19 protein-coding genes and 1 pseudogene are annotated in these 14,960 nt (G+C 62.2%); 9 read left to right on the forward strand and 11 right to left on the reverse strand.

Annotated elements, in window-relative coordinates:
- From I8N66_RS12755 to I8N66_RS12770, 4 genes are all read right to left on the reverse strand, one after another.
- A partial coding sequence (locus tag I8N66_RS12755; protein WP_291154157.1) for an ATP-binding cassette domain-containing protein occupies positions 1-815 on the reverse strand: 815 nt, incomplete at its 3' end.
- Between the two features lie 11 nt (positions 816-826).
- Entirely contained in the window at positions 827-1,657 is an 831-nt protein-coding gene (locus tag I8N66_RS12760; protein WP_113535607.1) for a carbohydrate ABC transporter permease, read from the reverse strand.
- Complete coding sequence (locus I8N66_RS12765; RefSeq protein ID WP_291154160.1) at positions 1,657-2,640, reverse strand: sugar ABC transporter permease; 984 nt, start codon at positions 2,638-2,640, stop codon at positions 1,657-1,659. Before I8N66_RS12765 ends, I8N66_RS12760 begins: the two co-directional genes overlap by 1 nt.
- Positions 2,641-2,837: 197 nt before the next feature.
- Positions 2,838-4,100 (reverse strand): ABC transporter substrate-binding protein, encoded by a 1,263-nt coding sequence (locus tag I8N66_RS12770; protein ID WP_291154162.1) that lies wholly within the window; start codon positions 4,098-4,100, stop codon positions 2,838-2,840.
- 364 nt (positions 4,101-4,464) lie between these two features.
- Between I8N66_RS12770 and I8N66_RS12775 the strand changes: the two genes are divergently transcribed.
- Complete coding sequence (locus I8N66_RS12775; RefSeq protein WP_291154164.1) at positions 4,465-5,487, forward strand: substrate-binding domain-containing protein; 1,023 nt, start codon at positions 4,465-4,467, stop codon at positions 5,485-5,487.
- A gap of 19 nt (positions 5,488-5,506) precedes the next feature.
- On the opposite strand, the gene I8N66_RS12780 is transcribed toward I8N66_RS12775, so the two are convergent.
- Together I8N66_RS12780 and I8N66_RS12785 are read right to left on the reverse strand one after the other, a co-directional pair.
- On the reverse strand, positions 5,507-5,848 hold the full coding sequence (locus tag I8N66_RS12780) for an SMR family transporter (protein ID WP_291154166.1): 342 nt from the start codon (positions 5,846-5,848) through the stop codon (positions 5,507-5,509).
- A gap of 17 nt (positions 5,849-5,865) precedes the next feature.
- Positions 5,866-6,426: a TetR/AcrR family transcriptional regulator gene (locus I8N66_RS12785; RefSeq protein WP_291154168.1), complete on the reverse strand. Its 561-nt coding sequence runs from the start codon at positions 6,424-6,426 to the stop codon at positions 5,866-5,868.
- Between the two features lie 140 nt (positions 6,427-6,566).
- Here I8N66_RS12785 and I8N66_RS12790 point away from each other — a divergent pair, with 140 nt between their 5' ends.
- On the forward strand, positions 6,567-6,959 hold the full coding sequence (locus I8N66_RS12790; protein WP_113535612.1) for a group II truncated hemoglobin: 393 nt from the start codon (positions 6,567-6,569) through the stop codon (positions 6,957-6,959).
- 2 nt (positions 6,960-6,961) lie between these two features.
- Positions 6,962-7,330 carry a DUF423 domain-containing protein gene (locus tag I8N66_RS12795; protein WP_291154171.1) on the forward strand — a complete coding sequence of 123 codons (369 nt, stop codon included), beginning with the start codon at positions 6,962-6,964 and terminating at the stop codon, positions 7,328-7,330.
- 85 nt (positions 7,331-7,415) lie between these two features.
- On the opposite strand, the gene I8N66_RS12800 is transcribed toward I8N66_RS12795, so the two are convergent.
- The 5 genes from I8N66_RS12800 to I8N66_RS12820 all read right to left on the reverse strand — a co-directional run bounded on the left by I8N66_RS12800 (position 7,416) and on the right by I8N66_RS12820 (position 10,224).
- Positions 7,416-7,730, reverse strand: a complete 315-nt coding sequence (locus I8N66_RS12800; RefSeq protein ID WP_291154173.1) for an antibiotic biosynthesis monooxygenase — start codon at positions 7,728-7,730, stop codon at positions 7,416-7,418.
- Positions 7,731-7,890: 160 nt separating this feature from the next.
- The gene (locus I8N66_RS12805; protein WP_291154175.1) at positions 7,891-8,160 is read right to left on the reverse strand and encodes a hypothetical protein; all 270 of its coding nucleotides are present in this window, start codon (positions 8,158-8,160) and stop codon (positions 7,891-7,893) included.
- Between the two features lie 28 nt (positions 8,161-8,188).
- Complete coding sequence (locus I8N66_RS12810; RefSeq protein WP_113535615.1) at positions 8,189-8,602, reverse strand: DUF2325 domain-containing protein; 414 nt, start codon at positions 8,600-8,602, stop codon at positions 8,189-8,191.
- A gap of 208 nt (positions 8,603-8,810) precedes the next feature.
- Positions 8,811-9,725: a TonB family protein gene (locus I8N66_RS12815; RefSeq protein ID WP_291154178.1), complete on the reverse strand. Its 915-nt coding sequence runs from the start codon at positions 9,723-9,725 to the stop codon at positions 8,811-8,813.
- A gap of 61 nt (positions 9,726-9,786) precedes the next feature.
- Positions 9,787-10,224, reverse strand: a complete 438-nt coding sequence (locus I8N66_RS12820) for a hypothetical protein (RefSeq protein ID WP_113535617.1) — start codon at positions 10,222-10,224, stop codon at positions 9,787-9,789.
- Positions 10,225-10,474: 250 nt separating this feature from the next.
- On the opposite strand from I8N66_RS12820, the gene hemP reads away from it, so the two are divergent.
- From hemP to I8N66_RS12850, 6 genes and pseudogenes are all read left to right on the forward strand, one after another.
- The gene (gene hemP, locus I8N66_RS12825) at positions 10,475-10,612 is read left to right on the forward strand and encodes a hemin uptake protein HemP (RefSeq protein WP_113535687.1); all 138 of its coding nucleotides are present in this window, start codon (positions 10,475-10,477) and stop codon (positions 10,610-10,612) included.
- Between the two features lie 10 nt (positions 10,613-10,622).
- Positions 10,623-11,684 (forward strand): ChuX/HutX family heme-like substrate-binding protein, encoded by a 1,062-nt coding sequence (locus I8N66_RS12830; RefSeq protein WP_162768602.1) that lies wholly within the window; start codon positions 10,623-10,625, stop codon positions 11,682-11,684.
- Between the two features lie 20 nt (positions 11,685-11,704).
- Complete coding sequence (locus I8N66_RS12835; protein WP_113535619.1) at positions 11,705-12,655, forward strand: hemin ABC transporter substrate-binding protein; 951 nt, start codon at positions 11,705-11,707, stop codon at positions 12,653-12,655.
- Positions 12,642-13,760: an iron ABC transporter permease gene (locus tag I8N66_RS12840; protein ID WP_113535620.1), complete on the forward strand. Its 1,119-nt coding sequence runs from the start codon at positions 12,642-12,644 to the stop codon at positions 13,758-13,760. The genes I8N66_RS12835 and I8N66_RS12840 overlap by 14 nt, the downstream gene beginning before the upstream one ends.
- 8 nt (positions 13,761-13,768) lie before the next feature.
- Entirely contained in the window at positions 13,769-14,560 is a 792-nt protein-coding gene (locus I8N66_RS12845) for a heme ABC transporter ATP-binding protein (RefSeq protein WP_113535688.1), read from the forward strand.
- A 201-nt stretch (positions 14,561-14,761) separates the two neighbouring features.
- Positions 14,762-14,960 (forward strand): annotated as a pseudogene (locus I8N66_RS12850) (hypothetical protein); the annotation flags it as partial.

Raw genomic sequence — 14,960 nt, forward strand, 5'->3', positions numbered from 1 at the left:
CACCTGCCGTCGCCCGCCCGGATCTCCAGATGCTCGGCGCGGATGCCGATCGTGTGGGCATCATAGGGTGCCGCCAGTGCACCGGAGAGGAAGTTCATCTTCGGCGAGCCGATGAAACCGGCGACGAAGACCGAATTCGGGCTCTCGTAGAGTTCGAGCGGCGTGCCGATCTGTTCGACCCGACCATCCCGTAGCACGCAAATGCGATCCGCCAATGTCATCGCCTCGACCTGGTCGTGGGTGACGTAGATCATCGTCGTCTTGTGCATGCTGCGATGCAGCTTGGCGATCTCGATCCGGGTCGCAACGCGCAGCGCCGCATCGAGATTGGAGAGCGGCTCGTCGAAGAGAAAGACCTTGGGATCGCGCACGATCGCCCGACCGATGGCGATGCGCTGGCGCTGTCCGCCCGAGAGCTGCCGGGGCAAACGCTGCAGATAGGGCGTCAGTTGCAGCATCTCGGCCGCGGCCTCGACGCGCTTCTTGCACTGCTCCTTGTCCTTGCCCGCGAGCTGCATGCCAAAAGACATATTCTCGAATACCGTCATGTGCGGGTAAAGCGCGTAGGACTGGAACACCATCGCGATGCCGCGCTTGGACGGCGTCAACTGGTTGACCATCTGACCGTCGAAGGACAGCGTGCCCGAGGAGATGTCCTCGAGCCCGGCGATCAGCCGCAGCAGCGTGGACTTGCCGCAGCCGGACGGCCCGACGAAGACCATGAACTCGCCGGCCCGGATGTCCATGCTGACGCCCTTGATCACCTCGAAGGCGCCAAAGGACTTGCGGATGTTGCGCAATTGAAGCTCTGCCATGTTTTCTCCCCTTATCCTTTGACGCCGCCGGCCGTGAGCCCGGAGATGATCCGCCGCTGAAAGATCAGCACGAGGACGACCAGTGGCACGGTGACGATGATCGATGCGGCCATGATGTTGCCCCACGGGATTTCGTACTGGCTGCTGCCGGACAGAAGCGCGATCGCAACCGGCACGGTGCGCTGGCTGTCGGACGACGTGAAGGTCAGCGCGAACAGGAACTCGTTCCAGGCGGCAATGAAGGCGAGCAGCCCCGTCGTCACCAGCGCCGGCCACATCAGCGGCATGAACACGCGAGTGATGATCACCCAGGGCGTCGCCCCGTCGACGATCGCCGCTTCCTCGATCTCGACTGGCAGATCGCGCATGAAGGTGGTGAGCACCCACACCGTGAAGGGCAGCGTGAAGATCATGTAGGAAAAGATCAGCGCCAGGGGCGTGTTGAAGATCCCGACCGAGCGGATGAGTTCGAAGAGCCCGGCAAGCACGGCGATCTGCGGAAACATCGACACCGACAGGATCGTCAGAAGCAGCAGTCCGCGTCCGCGAAACCGTACGCGCGCCAGTGCATAGGCCGCGGTGACGGCCAACAGCAGCGAAACCGCGACGACGATCGTTGCGACCAGCAGCGAATTGGCGAGGTTGCGCAGGAAGCCGCTGCTTGAGACAATACCGGCGTAGTTGTCGAAGGAGATTTCGGTCGGCCAATAGTCGACCCGGAACAGCGCCGTTCCGGATTTGAAGCTCGTCAGCACCGCATAGTAGAACGGGAAGACGGCCATGATGATGATGGCGGCAACAAGGGCGTAGAACGCCGTGCGCCTGGCGAGGGTGGCAACCATCAGCGTTCTCCCTCCAGGTTGACGCGGCCGAACCACATGTAGGCGACGGTGATCGCCGCAATAATCAGGAACAGCATCGTCGAGGCAGCGGCGCCATATGCGAACTTGTCGAAGTCGAACAGGTTTTCGCGGGCCAGTACCGACATAGTCTTGGTCTGGGCGTTGTTGGGCGTCAGCACATAGATGAGATCGAAGATGCGCAGCGCATCGAGCATGCGGAAGATCACCGCCACCATCAGCGCCGGGCGGATCGAGGGCAACGTCAGCCGCCAGAAGACCTTGAGCGGATGCACGCCATCGATTTTCGCCGCCTCGTAGATATCGGAAGGCACCATCTGCAGTCCGGCAAGGATGAGCAGCGCCATGAACGGCGTCGTCTTCCAGACGTCGACGATCAAGACGGCAACCATTGCCGTCTCCGGATTGGCGGTCCAGGCGACCTTCTGGCTGATCAGGCCGAGGCCAAGCAGAAGATCGTTCAAGATGCCGAACTGGTCGTTGAGCATCCAGGCCCACATCTTGGCGGAGACGATGGTCGGAATGGCCCAGGGGATGAGGATTGCAGCGCGCACCAGCCCGCGCCCGGGAAAGTTCGCGTTCAGCACCAGGGCGACAACCAGGCCCAGCACCGTCTCGATGGTGACGGAAACCGCCGAGAACTTCAGCGTGTTCCGGACGGCGTTCCACCAGGCGGGATCGGCAAGCAGGCCGTTATAGACCGTGCGCCCGCTCTTCAGCGTGATCCAGCTGAGGTAGTTCTTGAAGCCGACGAACTCGGCGCCTTCAAGGTTGGTCAGCGACGCATTGGTGAAGCTGAAATAGATGGTGCGCAGCAGCGGCCAGCCGGCGACAAGGGCGAGCACCAGCAAGGTCGGCGCGAGAAAGATCCAGGCGGAGCGAACGCGGCTGGCATTGAGGTCGGAACGGATCCCTGCCTGCTGCCCGAGAGCAGAAGGAGGATCTGCGAGTGAAAGATCGGTCATTGTCTTGGCTCACTCTTGCCATTCGGCGCACTGCCGAGCAGCTGGCCCGAGAGGAACGACGCCCACAGACAAGTCCAGGAAAAGTGTGACGCGTTTCCCATCCGGACTTGTTTGCTTTCGAAGCGCTGGACGTCGTCGGCGGTTACTCGGTGGAGCGAGGGAAGGCTTGACAAGCACTCCCCTCGCCCCCGGGAGGATTACCAGCTGTCGCCCTTCATCTCGGTGAGCTCGACTTCGAGCAGTTCCAGGTTTTCCGCCGCCGTGCCGTTGCCGGAGAGCGAGTTGTGGACCGCATTCCAGAACTTGGCGGAGACCTCGTTGTATTTGACCTTGGTGATGGCCGACGGACGCGGCACTGCACTTTCGAAGATCGGCTTCCAGGCCGGCATGAACGGCTGGGCCTTGGCGACATCTGCGTCGTCGTAGAGTGCCGCAACCGTCGGCAGGTTGGAAAGCTCGATCGCCCGGCGCTTCTGCACCTCAGCAGACGACAGGAACTTGACGAGCGCAATCGCTGCTTCCTGGTCGTCGGAATATTTGGAAACGGCGACGTTCCAGCCGCCGAGCGTCGAAGACGGCTGGTCGCCATCGGTGGCCGTCGGCAACGGTGCCACCGCGAACTTGCCCTTCACTGCGCTGTCGTCGCCGTTGCCGAGTGCATAGGCATAGGGCCAATTGCGCATGAAGACGGAATTGCCGGTCTGCCAGACGCCACGCGATTCCTCCTCCTGATAGGCAAGCACGCCCTGCGGCGAGATCGTGCCGACCCAACCCTTGATCCGGTCGATCGCGGCGGCCGCCTTCTCGTTGTTGATCGAGATCGTTCCATCCGGCTCGACGATCTGTCCGCCGCCTGAGGATTTGACCCATTCGAGCGCGTTGCAGGTCAGGCCTTCATAGGCATTGCCCTGGAAGACATAGCCCCAGAGATCGGCCTGCCCAGCGGCCCGCTCCTTCTCCTGGATTTCCTTGGCGGTCGCAGCCAGTTCGTCCCAGGTCTTCGGCGGCGTCTTGCCGTATTTTTCGAGCAGATCCTTGCGATAGAACAGTGCCGGCGCATCGGTGAAAACCGGCAAGGCCACGAGACGACCGTTCACCGTCTGCGAGGCGATGATCGACGGGAAGTGCTGACCGATAACGTCCTTCGCCGCTTCCGTCAGATCGACGAACTGGTCTGCCAGCTGCGGCGCCCAAACGACGTCGGTCTGATAGACGTCGACATCCTTGTTTCCGGCAGCAAGCCAAAGCCGATACTGGCTGAACTGCTCGCTGCTCGACGGCGGCATGGTGACCAGGCTCACCTTGTGCCCGGTCTGCTTCTCGAAAATGTCCAGCTGTTCGCGAATGAAATTGACGTTCTTGCCGGTCGTGTTCGCGGCGAGCGAAAGCTCGGCGGCGCCAGCCGTTCCGGCGGCAACGATCGCGGCACAAAAACTCAGGGCATTGAGCATGGTTGTCATCGGGTCGACTCCTCCTGTTCCCCCTCCACCGCACGAAAGCTCCTCGGCAAATTCGAAAGCGGTTTGGATGAGAAAAAGTTGGCAGAAGACAGAAAAACTGTCAATCCATGCGCTAGAAAATGTCGCTTGGCCGTGAATCATTCGAAATAATATTTTATATTCAATAACATAATTGATTTAATGAAATTTCATTCACATATCGCGGTAACCCATGAAATTAAAGGGGAGTCGCACTAATTTGAAACGGTTTGGTAAAATTCCGGGTCGAACCGAAGCGCAGGACGCTTCCGACAAACCGATTGTTACCGGCAACGAAGGTGTATATTTCTGGGACCGGGCTAGGGCTTGAGGAAACGCATACCGAATGAAACTGAGGGAGTTCGCACAACAACTGGGCCTTTCGCCGACCACCGTCAGCCGGGCGCTGAGCGGCTATCCGGAGGTCAGCGAAAAGACGCGCAAGCGCGTGGCCGAAGAGGCAAGCCGCCTCGGCTATCGTCCGAACATCAATGCCGTGCGGCTCGCCACCGGTCGCGCCGGCGCGATCGGCGTGGTCATGGGCCGCTCCGGCGAGTTCCATTTCTCCGAATTCATGGGCGGCCTTGCCGAACGGCTTGGCACCGAGGATATCGATATTCTCGTCAGCCCAATGGACGACAAGAACCCTACGGGTGAAATCCAGCTCTATAGCCGACTTGCCGTCAGCGGCCGCGTCGATGCCGTGATCGTGCACTCGCCCGAACCGAACGACGAGCGCATCTCCCTCCTCCACAAGCTCGGCATGCCCTTCCTGGTGCACGGCCGCTCCGATATCGATGTGCCGCACGCCTGGCTCGACATCGACAATGAAGGCGCGATCCGCCGCGCGACCTCGCACCTCATCGATCTCGGCCATCGCCGCATCGCCATGATCAACGGCCGGCAGGGGCGCACCTTCTCGCTTCACCGCGACAAGGGATATCGAGACGCGCTGCAGGCGCGCGGCATCCCCTTCGATCCGCGCCTCGTCGCCCACGGAAACTTCACCGACGAACTCGGCTTCCGCTTCGCCCGCTCCTTCCTCGAACAGACGCCCCGCCCGACCGCGTTCGTCGCCGGCTCGATGATGACGGCACTCGGCATCTACCGCGCAGCACGATCCATGGGCCTGGAGATCGGCCGCGAGGTCTCGGTCATCGCCCATGACGACGTGTTCCCCTACCTCACAGCAGAGAACATGGTACCGTCGCTTTCGGCGACGCGCTCGTCGATGCGTGCCGCCGGCGCGCGCTCGGCCGATCTCGTGCTGCAGCTTCTCTCGGGCCGGCCGACCGAAGAGGTTCACGAGCTCTGGCCGGTGGAATTGATCCTCAGGGAATCGACGGCGCCACCACCACAGGGCGCGTGAGCACAGGCCATCGACCGCTTCAGTGGAAGGTAGACTTGGAGAACAGGTTGAGCACCACCACGCCGGAAATGATGAGACCCAGCCCCAGGATCGCCGCCAGATCGAGTTTCTGCCCGAAGGCGAAGTAGCCGACGAGCGAAATCAAGACGATACCGAGCCCGCTCCAGACCGCGTAGGCGATGCCGACGGGGATGAAGCGCAGCGTATAGGACAGAAAGAAGAAGGCGATCGCATAGCAGATCACCATCATCACCGTCGGCCCCAGGCGAGTGAAGTGCTGGGCCGCCTGCATCGCCGAGGTGCCGAGCACCTCGAAGACGATCGCTGCAACCAGGACGGTATAGAGCATGGCAGGGTTCATGGGAGATTCCATCCGGGTTACTGCGCCGAAAGCGCCTTGAGATTTTCAACAAGACCGACCCGCGCCTCAGCATCGAGATCGTGGCTCTGCATCAGATCCGCCAGCCACACGCCGTCGCAGGCAAAACGCGCCAGCACACAGCCCGGCGAACCATCGGTCTCCACAAACTCTGCGGTTCTGCGGGTGACCCAGTCGCGCCAGCGGCTCTTCAGATGCGGCTCGGCAATCAGCGCAATCGTCAGCATGCGCCAGCCCCGCACATCGGTTGTGGGATCAAGCGCGAAGCAGACATCGATATAGGCGCGGGTGAAGCGCCCTTTCGCCACCGTATCGCGTGCCATCGCCGCCTCGATCTCGCAATCGAACCGCGTCACCAGGTCGTCGAACAGCCCGTCGAGAAGAGCGAGCTTGTTCGGAAAGTGGTGCAGCAGCCCGCCTTTGCTGACGCCCGCCGCCTGGGACACGGCATCGAGCGTGATGCCCGCCACCCCCTGCTCGTGCGAAAGGCGTGCGGCAACCTCCAGCAATTGCTGGCGCACCTGTTCCGGCTGCTTCTTGCGGCGATGAGCTTCGGTCATGCTACCATAAAGATACCGTCTAGACGGTTTGTCAAGAGAAGCAACGTACGACCGCGATGAAACGCCGCAAACTCCTCTTCTGAAAATCGTTGTCCGCCCCGTCGCCGCGCGCTAGGACCGACGCAACGAAGGACGCAAGCATGGCGGAACCGGAAACCACGACCCTCTATGAAGCCATCGGCGGCGACCCGACGGTTCGCGCCCTGACACGCCGTTTCTATGAGCTGATGGATACGTTGCCGGAAGCGGCACGCTGCCGCGCAGTGCATCCACCGGATCTTTCCGGCAGCGAAGAGAAGTTCTACGAGTACCTGACCGGCTGGCTCGGCGGACCGCCGATCTACGTTGAAAAGCGCGGCCATCCGATGCTGCGCCGCCGCCACTTCGTCGCCGAAATCGGGCCTGAGGAACGGGACGAGTGGCTCCTCTGCTTCACCCGCGCGCTCGAGGAAACGATCGACCATCCGAAGCTCCGGCAAGTCATCCTCGACCCGATCACCCGCCTCGCCCTTCATATGCAGAATAAGGAATGAGCATGTCGCACAGCGGATTTCGCGCAACGACGCTATTTGTTGCCGGTTTGATGGGCCTGACCGGCGTTGTCAGCGCGGCCGCTGCTTCGCACGGCGACGACCCGAGATTGCTCGCCGGCATTTCCGCCATGTGCCTTGCGCATGCCCCGGCCTTGGTCGCGCTCTACGCCGCCTGGCCAAGCTTTCGCACGGCCGCCGTTGCGGCCTTGCTGATCGCAGTTGGAACGGCGCTGTTCTCGGCTGATCTCGCGGTGCGCCATATCTCGGGCCACGGTCTGTTCCCGATGTCGGCGCCGCTCGGCGGCACGACAATCATGGTCGGCTGGCTCGCCGTCTCGCTCGGCGCCTTCCTGCCGCGCAAGTCAGCCTAACCCAAAAGCAATTCGCCACCCGGATGGGTCTTCCGTCCGGGTGGCGATGATGTGCAATCAGGTGGCTTGTACTGACGCGCGCGGATCAGGCACCTTCGACAGCCGAAAAACCTTCAAACTTCGGCGGACCGAGATACATCGCCTTGTTCTCGCCGGCATTCCTGTGCGCAGCGCGGAAGTTCTCCGACTTCGTCCAGGCTGAAAACGAATCCCTGTCCTTCCAGACCGAGTTCGAGACGAAGAGCGTGTAGCCCTCCTCCGGCACGCTGTCGCCGCGCAGCAGGTGGAAGGAAACGAAGCCTGCCATCTCTGAAAGGCTGGAATCGCGCCCCTTCCATACGGCCTCGAAGGCCTCTTCATGGCCGATGGCGATACGGAAACGGTTCATGGCAACGTACATCTTGGTCTCCCAGGTCATTTCACTGACAGCGAAATGATCCAAATCTTTGAATGAGCGCAATTCCGGGCGGAAAACCGCTACGCACTTTTCCTGGATTCGCTCGTTTTGAACGCCGCAATCCCGGACGGAAAACCGCTTCGCACTTTTCCTGGGATTGCTTTTAGGCGCTTTCCTTCTTGCGGGCAGCGTCGTTTGCGGCCCGCGGAAAGGCGAGAATAGTTGCTTCCTTCGGCTCTGCAAGGCTGAGCGGATCACGAACTGACGGGCGCGCCTGCCAGGTTGGAAACTCAGCAACGTTGGCATTCTCTTCAACCATGCGCGCGCGACGCGTCAGGATCTCGTAGAGCTCAGGCACCAGGCCATCGCCTTGCTGGGCCGCCAGCTTGTGCAGGCCGATCATCATGGCGAGCTCAGGACGTTCTTCGTTCATTGCAAACTCTCGTCTTATCTCGGGAGGATTACCGCTCGTCGCGGCTGGTGGTCAGGTCCTGAAGCGCGCGCTCAAGGCTCGATTTCGAGCCGTTGCGCAGCGGCACGAAGGCCTTGCCCCACTTCTTGCAGCCTGTCTTCACGCGCAGACATGCGTCATGGCTGATGCAGTCGATCGGGCAGAACACGCAATCGACTGAAGGCAGTACCCGGTCGATGCGCGAGACTGCCTCGCGCAGGCCGCCATCGTGATGAAGCAGCTCGGCACCAAAGGAGCTGGCAATCTCGCGCAGATGCGCCACCTGACAATCACGGCCGCCGACATAGAGAAAACTGCGCCCTTCCAGCGTTGCCTTGCCGGTATCCTGGCGAGCCTCGGCCGGTTCCGAACCCGAACGACCCTTGCCATTCTTCGCCGCATTCTGGTGACGCTTGCCGCGCATGCAATCCTCTCCGCCTGATCGTGCAACAAGCGCCTTCAAGGGCAGCCGGTCGCATCGGGATATCCTCTCGACACACGCCCTTCGGCTGCGTGACGAGGGCAACCTATTAAACTTGATAATCCGAGTAAAGTATAAACATGAGTTTTCTAATCATATTTTTCAGGGGACTAGATCGTCGCTGCGATACGCGTGTGAGCGTGTCCGCCTCTCAGTTGACGGACATGGGAACGCTGAAGCTCCAGCTGCTTCTGCCCGAACCTGCCGGTATGGCAGCGAAGGGCGCCGCGCTGCGGACGGAATCGACAGCCGCCTTGTCGAGGCGGTCCGAACCGGAGCTGCGAACGAGATTGACGCTTGCCAGGCTGCCGTTCGCCGAGACCACGAATGCGACCGTAACGGTATTCCCTTCACCGCGGCGAATACTACGCGATTTCCGGAGAAAAACGCGCTGGACCTTCGAGCGGACCTTGCCCTTGTAGTTCTCCTCGCCTGCGCTCCCGATGACGGATGCCGCCCGTCCCTCACCGGTGGCGGTCGCAGTGTTGCCGTTGATATCTCCGTCCGCCTGGCCCTTGACCTGAGTCTGCTGTTGCTCGCCCTTGTCGCCGGCTTTCTTGCGGGTAACCTTCTTTTTCTTGACCGGCTCCTTTTTCGGCTCCGGTGTCTCAACTTTTTCCTTCTTGGGCTCCTCGATCTCGGGCTTTACTTCCGGCACGACGGTTTCAACAGGCGCAACCCTCGCCGTCACCACGGCTTCGGCCACTTGCAAGGTCGGCATTTCCTCGGCTGGCAGGATCACGTCCGCCTCGGTGGCAATCAAGTCGTTTGGTTGTTCCGCGACGATTTCTGGGGTGGTCGAGGTCGTGTCCTCTACAGGCGTGATCTCCTCCGGCTCGACTTCATCTGGAACGTCCTCGGTTGGCTCGACGATTTCCGAGGGATCGCCTGCCTGCAAGGTTTCGGAGAAGGCATCCCCGAGAATGGCAACCTCGGTCGTCACTCCTCCGACCGTGAGTGCCGGCTCATCCTCGGGCGGGGAGGACCCGAACAATGTCGCAAGTACAACGCCATGCGTTGCGAGCGAGATGACGGCGGCCCCAGTCCAGATGATGATACGCTTCATTACAGCCTAACCTTCGCCGCACCGGCGGCGCCAACTCCACGCTCCGAACGAGCGGTCCCGCTCAACCCTTGAGTTCCACCGCCGATTTCGAGCCGGTCTTGATCCCGCTCATGCAGGCGCCCGGCTGCACGCCGTCGCCCACACAGGCCGGCGCATCGTTGATCAGCAGGCTTTTCACGGCATCGCAATTGGTACCAGGGAGATCGAACTGGCGAACCTTGGTCTTGCCGGCGGGCAGATCACGGAAGTCGAGCACGGCCATGCGCTCGACCAGACCCTTCTGGTCGAAGATCACGAACTCGAAGGAAACCTTGCTCAGCGACTGCGCAAAGGCGTTGCCGGCGACGAAGGTGAGCTTGCAGCCTTTCTGCGAAGGCGCGACCTCGTTCAACTCGATTGTCAACCCGGCAGCGGGAGCAGCCTCCTGCGCGTTGGCACCACCCGCCACGATCAGGGCCGCAAGAGCAACGGAAACAATCGGAAGGCTGGAAAACTTCATATCGACATAACCCCTAAGGTTGCAGCGAACCGCCGAACGAGCCCCGCACGCCCTTGTCCACAAGCCGGCAATAACTAACTTGAGTGTATAAGTCCGGTATTGCGTCCATAAATAAATATGAGTAATGAAGTCAAGATAGTAAACGAATTGCACGGCAGGAAATGCTGGAAAAACAGCGCAACCTGCCCGCTCGAAACGGCCAAACGCAGTGACCAACGACACAGACCTTGCACGCCCATCCGAGCCGCCGATCAAGGCCGGGCGCGCGCAGCGGATTATCGAAAGTCGCGAACTTTTCGGCAGCGAAAACGAGATCCTCATTTCCCACGACGGCGCGATCTACCGCATGAAGATCACCCGCCAAGGCAAACTGATCCTGAACAAATAGGCAGATGAAAATGACCGAGAGCCTCCGCCCCACTCCTTCCGAAATCCGCGCCTACCGCGCCGAAAACCCGAAGATGCGCGAGCGTGATATCGCAGCCCAGCTTGGCGTTTCCGAAGCCGCTCTCGTCGCTGCCGAATGTGGGCTGACCGCCGTGCGCATCGATGCCGATGCCAACCGCTTCCTGTCGCGCGTCGAGGAACTCGGCGAAGTCATGGCGCTGACCCGCAACGAAAGCGCGGTTCATGAAAAGATCGGCGTCTACGAGAAGATCACCCCCGGCGAGATGGCGAGCATCGTGCTTGGCGAGCAGATCGATCTGCGCGTTTTCCCAAGCGCCTGGGCGCACGCCTTTGCCGTAACAAAGACCGATGACAAGGGCGAAGTCCGCAAGAGCCTGCAGTTCTTCGACAAGTGGGGCAATGCGGTGCACAAGGTGCATCTGCGCCCGGAATCGAATGTCGCGGCCTATGACAAGATCGTCGCGGATTTCCGCCTTGACGACCAGACGCAGGATTTCACCGCCGACTTGAGCGTGCCGGCAACCGACGACAAGCCGGAGACCGTGGTCGATGTCGTCGAACTGCGCGACCGCTGGATGAAAATGACGGACACGCACCAGTTCCACGGCATCCTGCGCAAGCTGAAGATCGGTCGTCGCCAGGCGCTCAGCAACATCGGCGAGGATTTCGCCTGGCAGCTCGACCCCTCCAGCATCGAAGCGATGATGCGCGAAAGCGCCGACGTCGAACTGCCGATCATGTGCTTTGTCGGCAACCGCGGCGTGATCCAGATCCATTCCGGCCCGATCGCCAAGATCGCGCCGATGGGCCCGTGGCTCAACGTCATGGACCCGACTTTCCACCTGCATCTGCGTACCGATCATATCGCCGAGCTCTGGGCCGTGCGCAAGCCGACCGCCGACGGCCATGTCACCTCGATCGAAGCGCTGGACGCCAAGGGCGAGATGATCATCCAGTTCTTCGGCAAGCGGAAGGAAGGTCTCGCTGAGCGTCCGGAATGGCGCGCGATCGCCGAAGGCCTGCCGCGTCTCGACACGACTGTCGCCGCCTGAGGACAGGATAGGACACTCAGATGATAAACGGTCTCGACATCCGTCGCCTTCGCCGCTCAGGACTGGCGATCGCCGCCTTAGCCCTTTCGGCTCCCTTCCTGCTTCCGGCGGTGGCGCCCGGCGCCCCCTCCTTCATCCGGCCGGCGATGGCCGAGGACATGCAGAAGGCCGACGTCTCACGCGTCGTTTCCGTCGGCGGAGCGATCACCGAGATCATCTACGCGCTCGGCGAGGAAGGTCGCCTCGTCGGTCGCGATTCCACCAGCACCTATCCGGAAGCGGCAAAGGCGCTGCCCGATGTCGGCTATATGCGCCAGCTCGCACCGGAAGGCATCATTGCGGCCAACCCGAGCGCGATCATTGCCGTCGAAGGCAGCGGCCCGCCGGAGGCTTTGGCTGTGCTGAAGCAAGCGAACATCGCCTTTACCAGCGTGCCCGAGACTTTCGACAAGGCCGGCATACCGTCGAAGATCCGCGCCGTCGGCGCCTTCCTGGGTGTCGAGGAAAAGGCCGAGACCCTGGCAAAGAGCGTCGAAGCCGATCTCGATGCAGCCATCGCCGAGAGCGCCGCCCGGCCGGAGAGTGAACGCAAGCGCGTGCTTTTCATCCTGAGCACCCAGGGTGGAAAGGTCATGGCATCGGGACAGGGAACTGCCGCCAACGGCATCATCGAGCTTGCCGGTGCCGTCAACGCAGTCGGCACCTTCCCCGGCTACAAGGCGCTGACCGACGAGGCGATCATCGAAGCCAAGCCCGATGTCGTCCTGATGATGGATCGCGGCGGCGAGCATTCCGCCGAGGCGAAAGAGCTCTTCGCCCTGCCGGCACTCAGCCTCACGCCGGCCGCAAAGAACGAAGCGCTGATCCGCATGGACGGTCTGCACCTGCTCGGCTTTGGCCCGCGCACCGCAAGTGCCGTCCGCGAACTGAATGCCGCCATATACGGGAAGAAGGCCAATGCCTCGCAGTGAGGCATTGGACCGCGGCATGCGCCTGACCGCCTTCGCCGCCGACATCCGCAGCGAATGGCGCTCCGGCAACCGTTCGCGGCTGGCGCGTCTCGTCATCGTCGCCCTGATCGCGTTTGCCGCCGCGACCTTCGTCGGCTCGATCATGACCGGCGCTGCCGATGCGTCGCTCTCAAACGTCTGGCGCTGGCTGATCGGTGAAGCCGATCAGGGCTTGAGCATCCGCGACCGCATCATCATTCTCGATATCCGCCTGCCGCGCGCCGTGCTCGGCATGCTCGTCGGCGCTTCGCTCGCCGTTTCCGGCGTCGTGATGCAGGGCCTCTTCCGCAACCCCTTGGCCGACCCCGGTCTCGTGGGCGTGTCCTCGGGCGCGAGCCTTGGCGCCGTGCTGCTGATCGTGCTCGGTACCGCTGCCTTCGGGCCGCTCTTTGCGCTATTCGGCTTCTATGCGCTGCCGGTGGCAGCCTTCATAGGCGGCCTCGTTACCACGCTGCTCCTCTACCGCATCGCCACCCGCGGCGGTCAGACGTCGATCGCCACGCTGCTGCTCGCCGGCATCGCGCTCGGCGCCCTGACCGGTGCCGTCACCGGTGTCCTGGTCTTCAGAGCCGACGACAAGCAATTGCGCGACCTGACTTTCTGGGGGCTCGGTTCGCTCGCCGGCGCCAACTGGACGAAGATCCTGGCCGCGGCCCCGATCATTCTCGCCTCACTCGCGGTAACGCCTTTCCTGGCGCGAGGGCTGAACGCCATCACGCTTGGCGAGGCGGCCGCCTTCCACATGGGCATTCCCGTGCAGCGACTGAAGAACATCGCAATCGTCAGCGTCGCAGCCGCAACCGGCGCGTCCGTTGCCGTCAGCGGCGGCATCGGCTTCGTCGGCATCGTCGTCCCTCACCTGCTGCGGCTCGTCATCGGCCCCGATCATCGCTACCTGCTGCCGGCCTCAGCGCTGCTTGGCGGCACGCTTTTGATCCTCGCCGACATGATTGCCCGCACCATCGTTTCCCCGGCAGAGCTGCCGATCGGAATCGTCACCGCCTTTATCGGCGCGCCGTTCTTCCTCTGGATCCTGCTGCGCGGCCGTTCGAACATGGGACTGTGAGCGAAACCATGATCAGCGTTTCCAATCTCTCCGTCCGCCTCGGCGGCCGACCCGTCATCCACGGCGTTTCGCTCGAGGCGCTGCCCGGCGCATTGACCGCCATCGTCGGCCCGAACGGCTCCGGCAAGACGACGACGCTGAAAGCGATCTCCGGAGAGCTTTCACCCGCCGACGGGACGATCCGCATCAACGGCCGCGACCTGCGCGGCCTGAAGCCATGGGAACTGGCGCTGATGCGCGGGGTGCTTCCCCAGTCGACCGTCATCTCCTTTCCCTTCACCGTGCGCGAGGTCGTGAGACTGGGCCTTGCCGCCGGCGCCAATGCGGATCCTGCCGCACACGACAGGGTCACGGTCGAGGCGTTGGAAGCGGTGGATCTGGCCGGTTTTGCCGGACGCTTCTACCAGGAACTGTCAGGTGGCGAGCAGCAGCGCGTGCAGCTTGCCCGCGTGCTCTGCCAGATCACCGATCCGGTCATCGACGGCGAGCCACGCTACCTGCTGCTCGACGAGCCGGTGTCCAGCCTCGATATCCGCCATCAGCTCGGGATCATGCAGCTCGCCCGCAAGTTCTGTGAGCGCGGCGGGGGCGTCGTCGCAGTGATGCACGATCTCAACCTGACGGCGATGTTCGCCGACAGAATGGTGATGATGAAGGCCGGCAAGGTCCGCGCCTGCGGTACGCCGCGCGAGGTTCTGACCGACGAGACGATGGAAGCCGTCTTCGGCTGCCGCATGCAGGTGGGCGCCACACCGGCACCGCACGTGCCGTTCGTCCTGCCGCAGACGGCGACCCTCTGACGCCACGCCTCGGGTTCGCACAGGCGCCCTGCGGCGTTGCCGGAATTCGCACGCTTCAACATCAAGATTCATCGAAACAATTTCCGCACTTGTGCGTTGTTCCCCCGAAGCGCCGGCAAGGGCCTCTAGTTGTGCCTGCTGGTTCCGTCAGACAGCGCCGACCGTTCGCGGCCGGCGCATGCGTGAAAGGGAGTATCCATCATGGCGCCTAGCCTCTTCTCCGGCTCGAGCTCGCGATCCACAAAAAATGGCAAACTCGCCGATATCTCCGTCGAGGAGCAGTTGAGCGAACTGCGCGATGACGTTGCAACACTGGTTGCGTTGTTGGCGGACCGCGGATCGGCGGCATCCAAACAGGCACGCAGCAAGGCACAGGACGCCCGCGAACAGGCCGAAGCGA

It is taken from the genome of Ensifer sp. SSB1 (assembly GCF_016652895.1).
Lineage (GTDB): Bacteria > Pseudomonadota > Alphaproteobacteria > Rhizobiales > Rhizobiaceae > Ensifer.

Coding starts and splice junctions, on each gene's coding strand:
- I8N66_RS12760 (WP_113535607.1), bottom strand. CDS start 1,657: ATGGTTGCCACCCTCGCCAGGCGCACGGCGTTCTACGCCCTTGTTGCC.
- I8N66_RS12765 (WP_291154160.1), bottom strand. CDS start 2,640: ATGACCGATCTTTCACTCGCAGATCCTCCTTCTGCTCTCGGGCAGCAG.
- I8N66_RS12770 (WP_291154162.1), bottom strand. CDS start 4,100: ATGACAACCATGCTCAATGCCCTGAGTTTTTGTGCCGCGATCGTTGCC.
- I8N66_RS12775 (WP_291154164.1), top strand. CDS start 4,465: ATGAAACTGAGGGAGTTCGCACAACAACTGGGCCTTTCGCCGACCACC.
- I8N66_RS12780 (WP_291154166.1), bottom strand. CDS start 5,848: ATGAACCCTGCCATGCTCTATACCGTCCTGGTTGCAGCGATCGTCTTC.
- I8N66_RS12785 (WP_291154168.1), bottom strand. CDS start 6,426: ATGACCGAAGCTCATCGCCGCAAGAAGCAGCCGGAACAGGTGCGCCAG.
- I8N66_RS12790 (WP_113535612.1), top strand. CDS start 6,567: ATGGCGGAACCGGAAACCACGACCCTCTATGAAGCCATCGGCGGCGAC.
- I8N66_RS12795 (WP_291154171.1), top strand. CDS start 6,962: ATGTCGCACAGCGGATTTCGCGCAACGACGCTATTTGTTGCCGGTTTG.
- I8N66_RS12800 (WP_291154173.1), bottom strand. CDS start 7,730: ATGTACGTTGCCATGAACCGTTTCCGTATCGCCATCGGCCATGAAGAG.
- I8N66_RS12805 (WP_291154175.1), bottom strand. CDS start 8,160: ATGAACGAAGAACGTCCTGAGCTCGCCATGATGATCGGCCTGCACAAG.
- I8N66_RS12810 (WP_113535615.1), bottom strand. CDS start 8,602: ATGCGCGGCAAGCGTCACCAGAATGCGGCGAAGAATGGCAAGGGTCGT.
- I8N66_RS12815 (WP_291154178.1), bottom strand. CDS start 9,725: ATGAAGCGTATCATCATCTGGACTGGGGCCGCCGTCATCTCGCTCGCA.
- I8N66_RS12820 (WP_113535617.1), bottom strand. CDS start 10,224: ATGAAGTTTTCCAGCCTTCCGATTGTTTCCGTTGCTCTTGCGGCCCTG.
- I8N66_RS12830 (WP_162768602.1), top strand. CDS start 10,623: ATGACCGAGAGCCTCCGCCCCACTCCTTCCGAAATCCGCGCCTACCGC.
- I8N66_RS12835 (WP_113535619.1), top strand. CDS start 11,705: ATGATAAACGGTCTCGACATCCGTCGCCTTCGCCGCTCAGGACTGGCG.
- I8N66_RS12840 (WP_113535620.1), top strand. CDS start 12,642: ATGCCTCGCAGTGAGGCATTGGACCGCGGCATGCGCCTGACCGCCTTC.
- I8N66_RS12845 (WP_113535688.1), top strand. CDS start 13,769: ATGATCAGCGTTTCCAATCTCTCCGTCCGCCTCGGCGGCCGACCCGTC.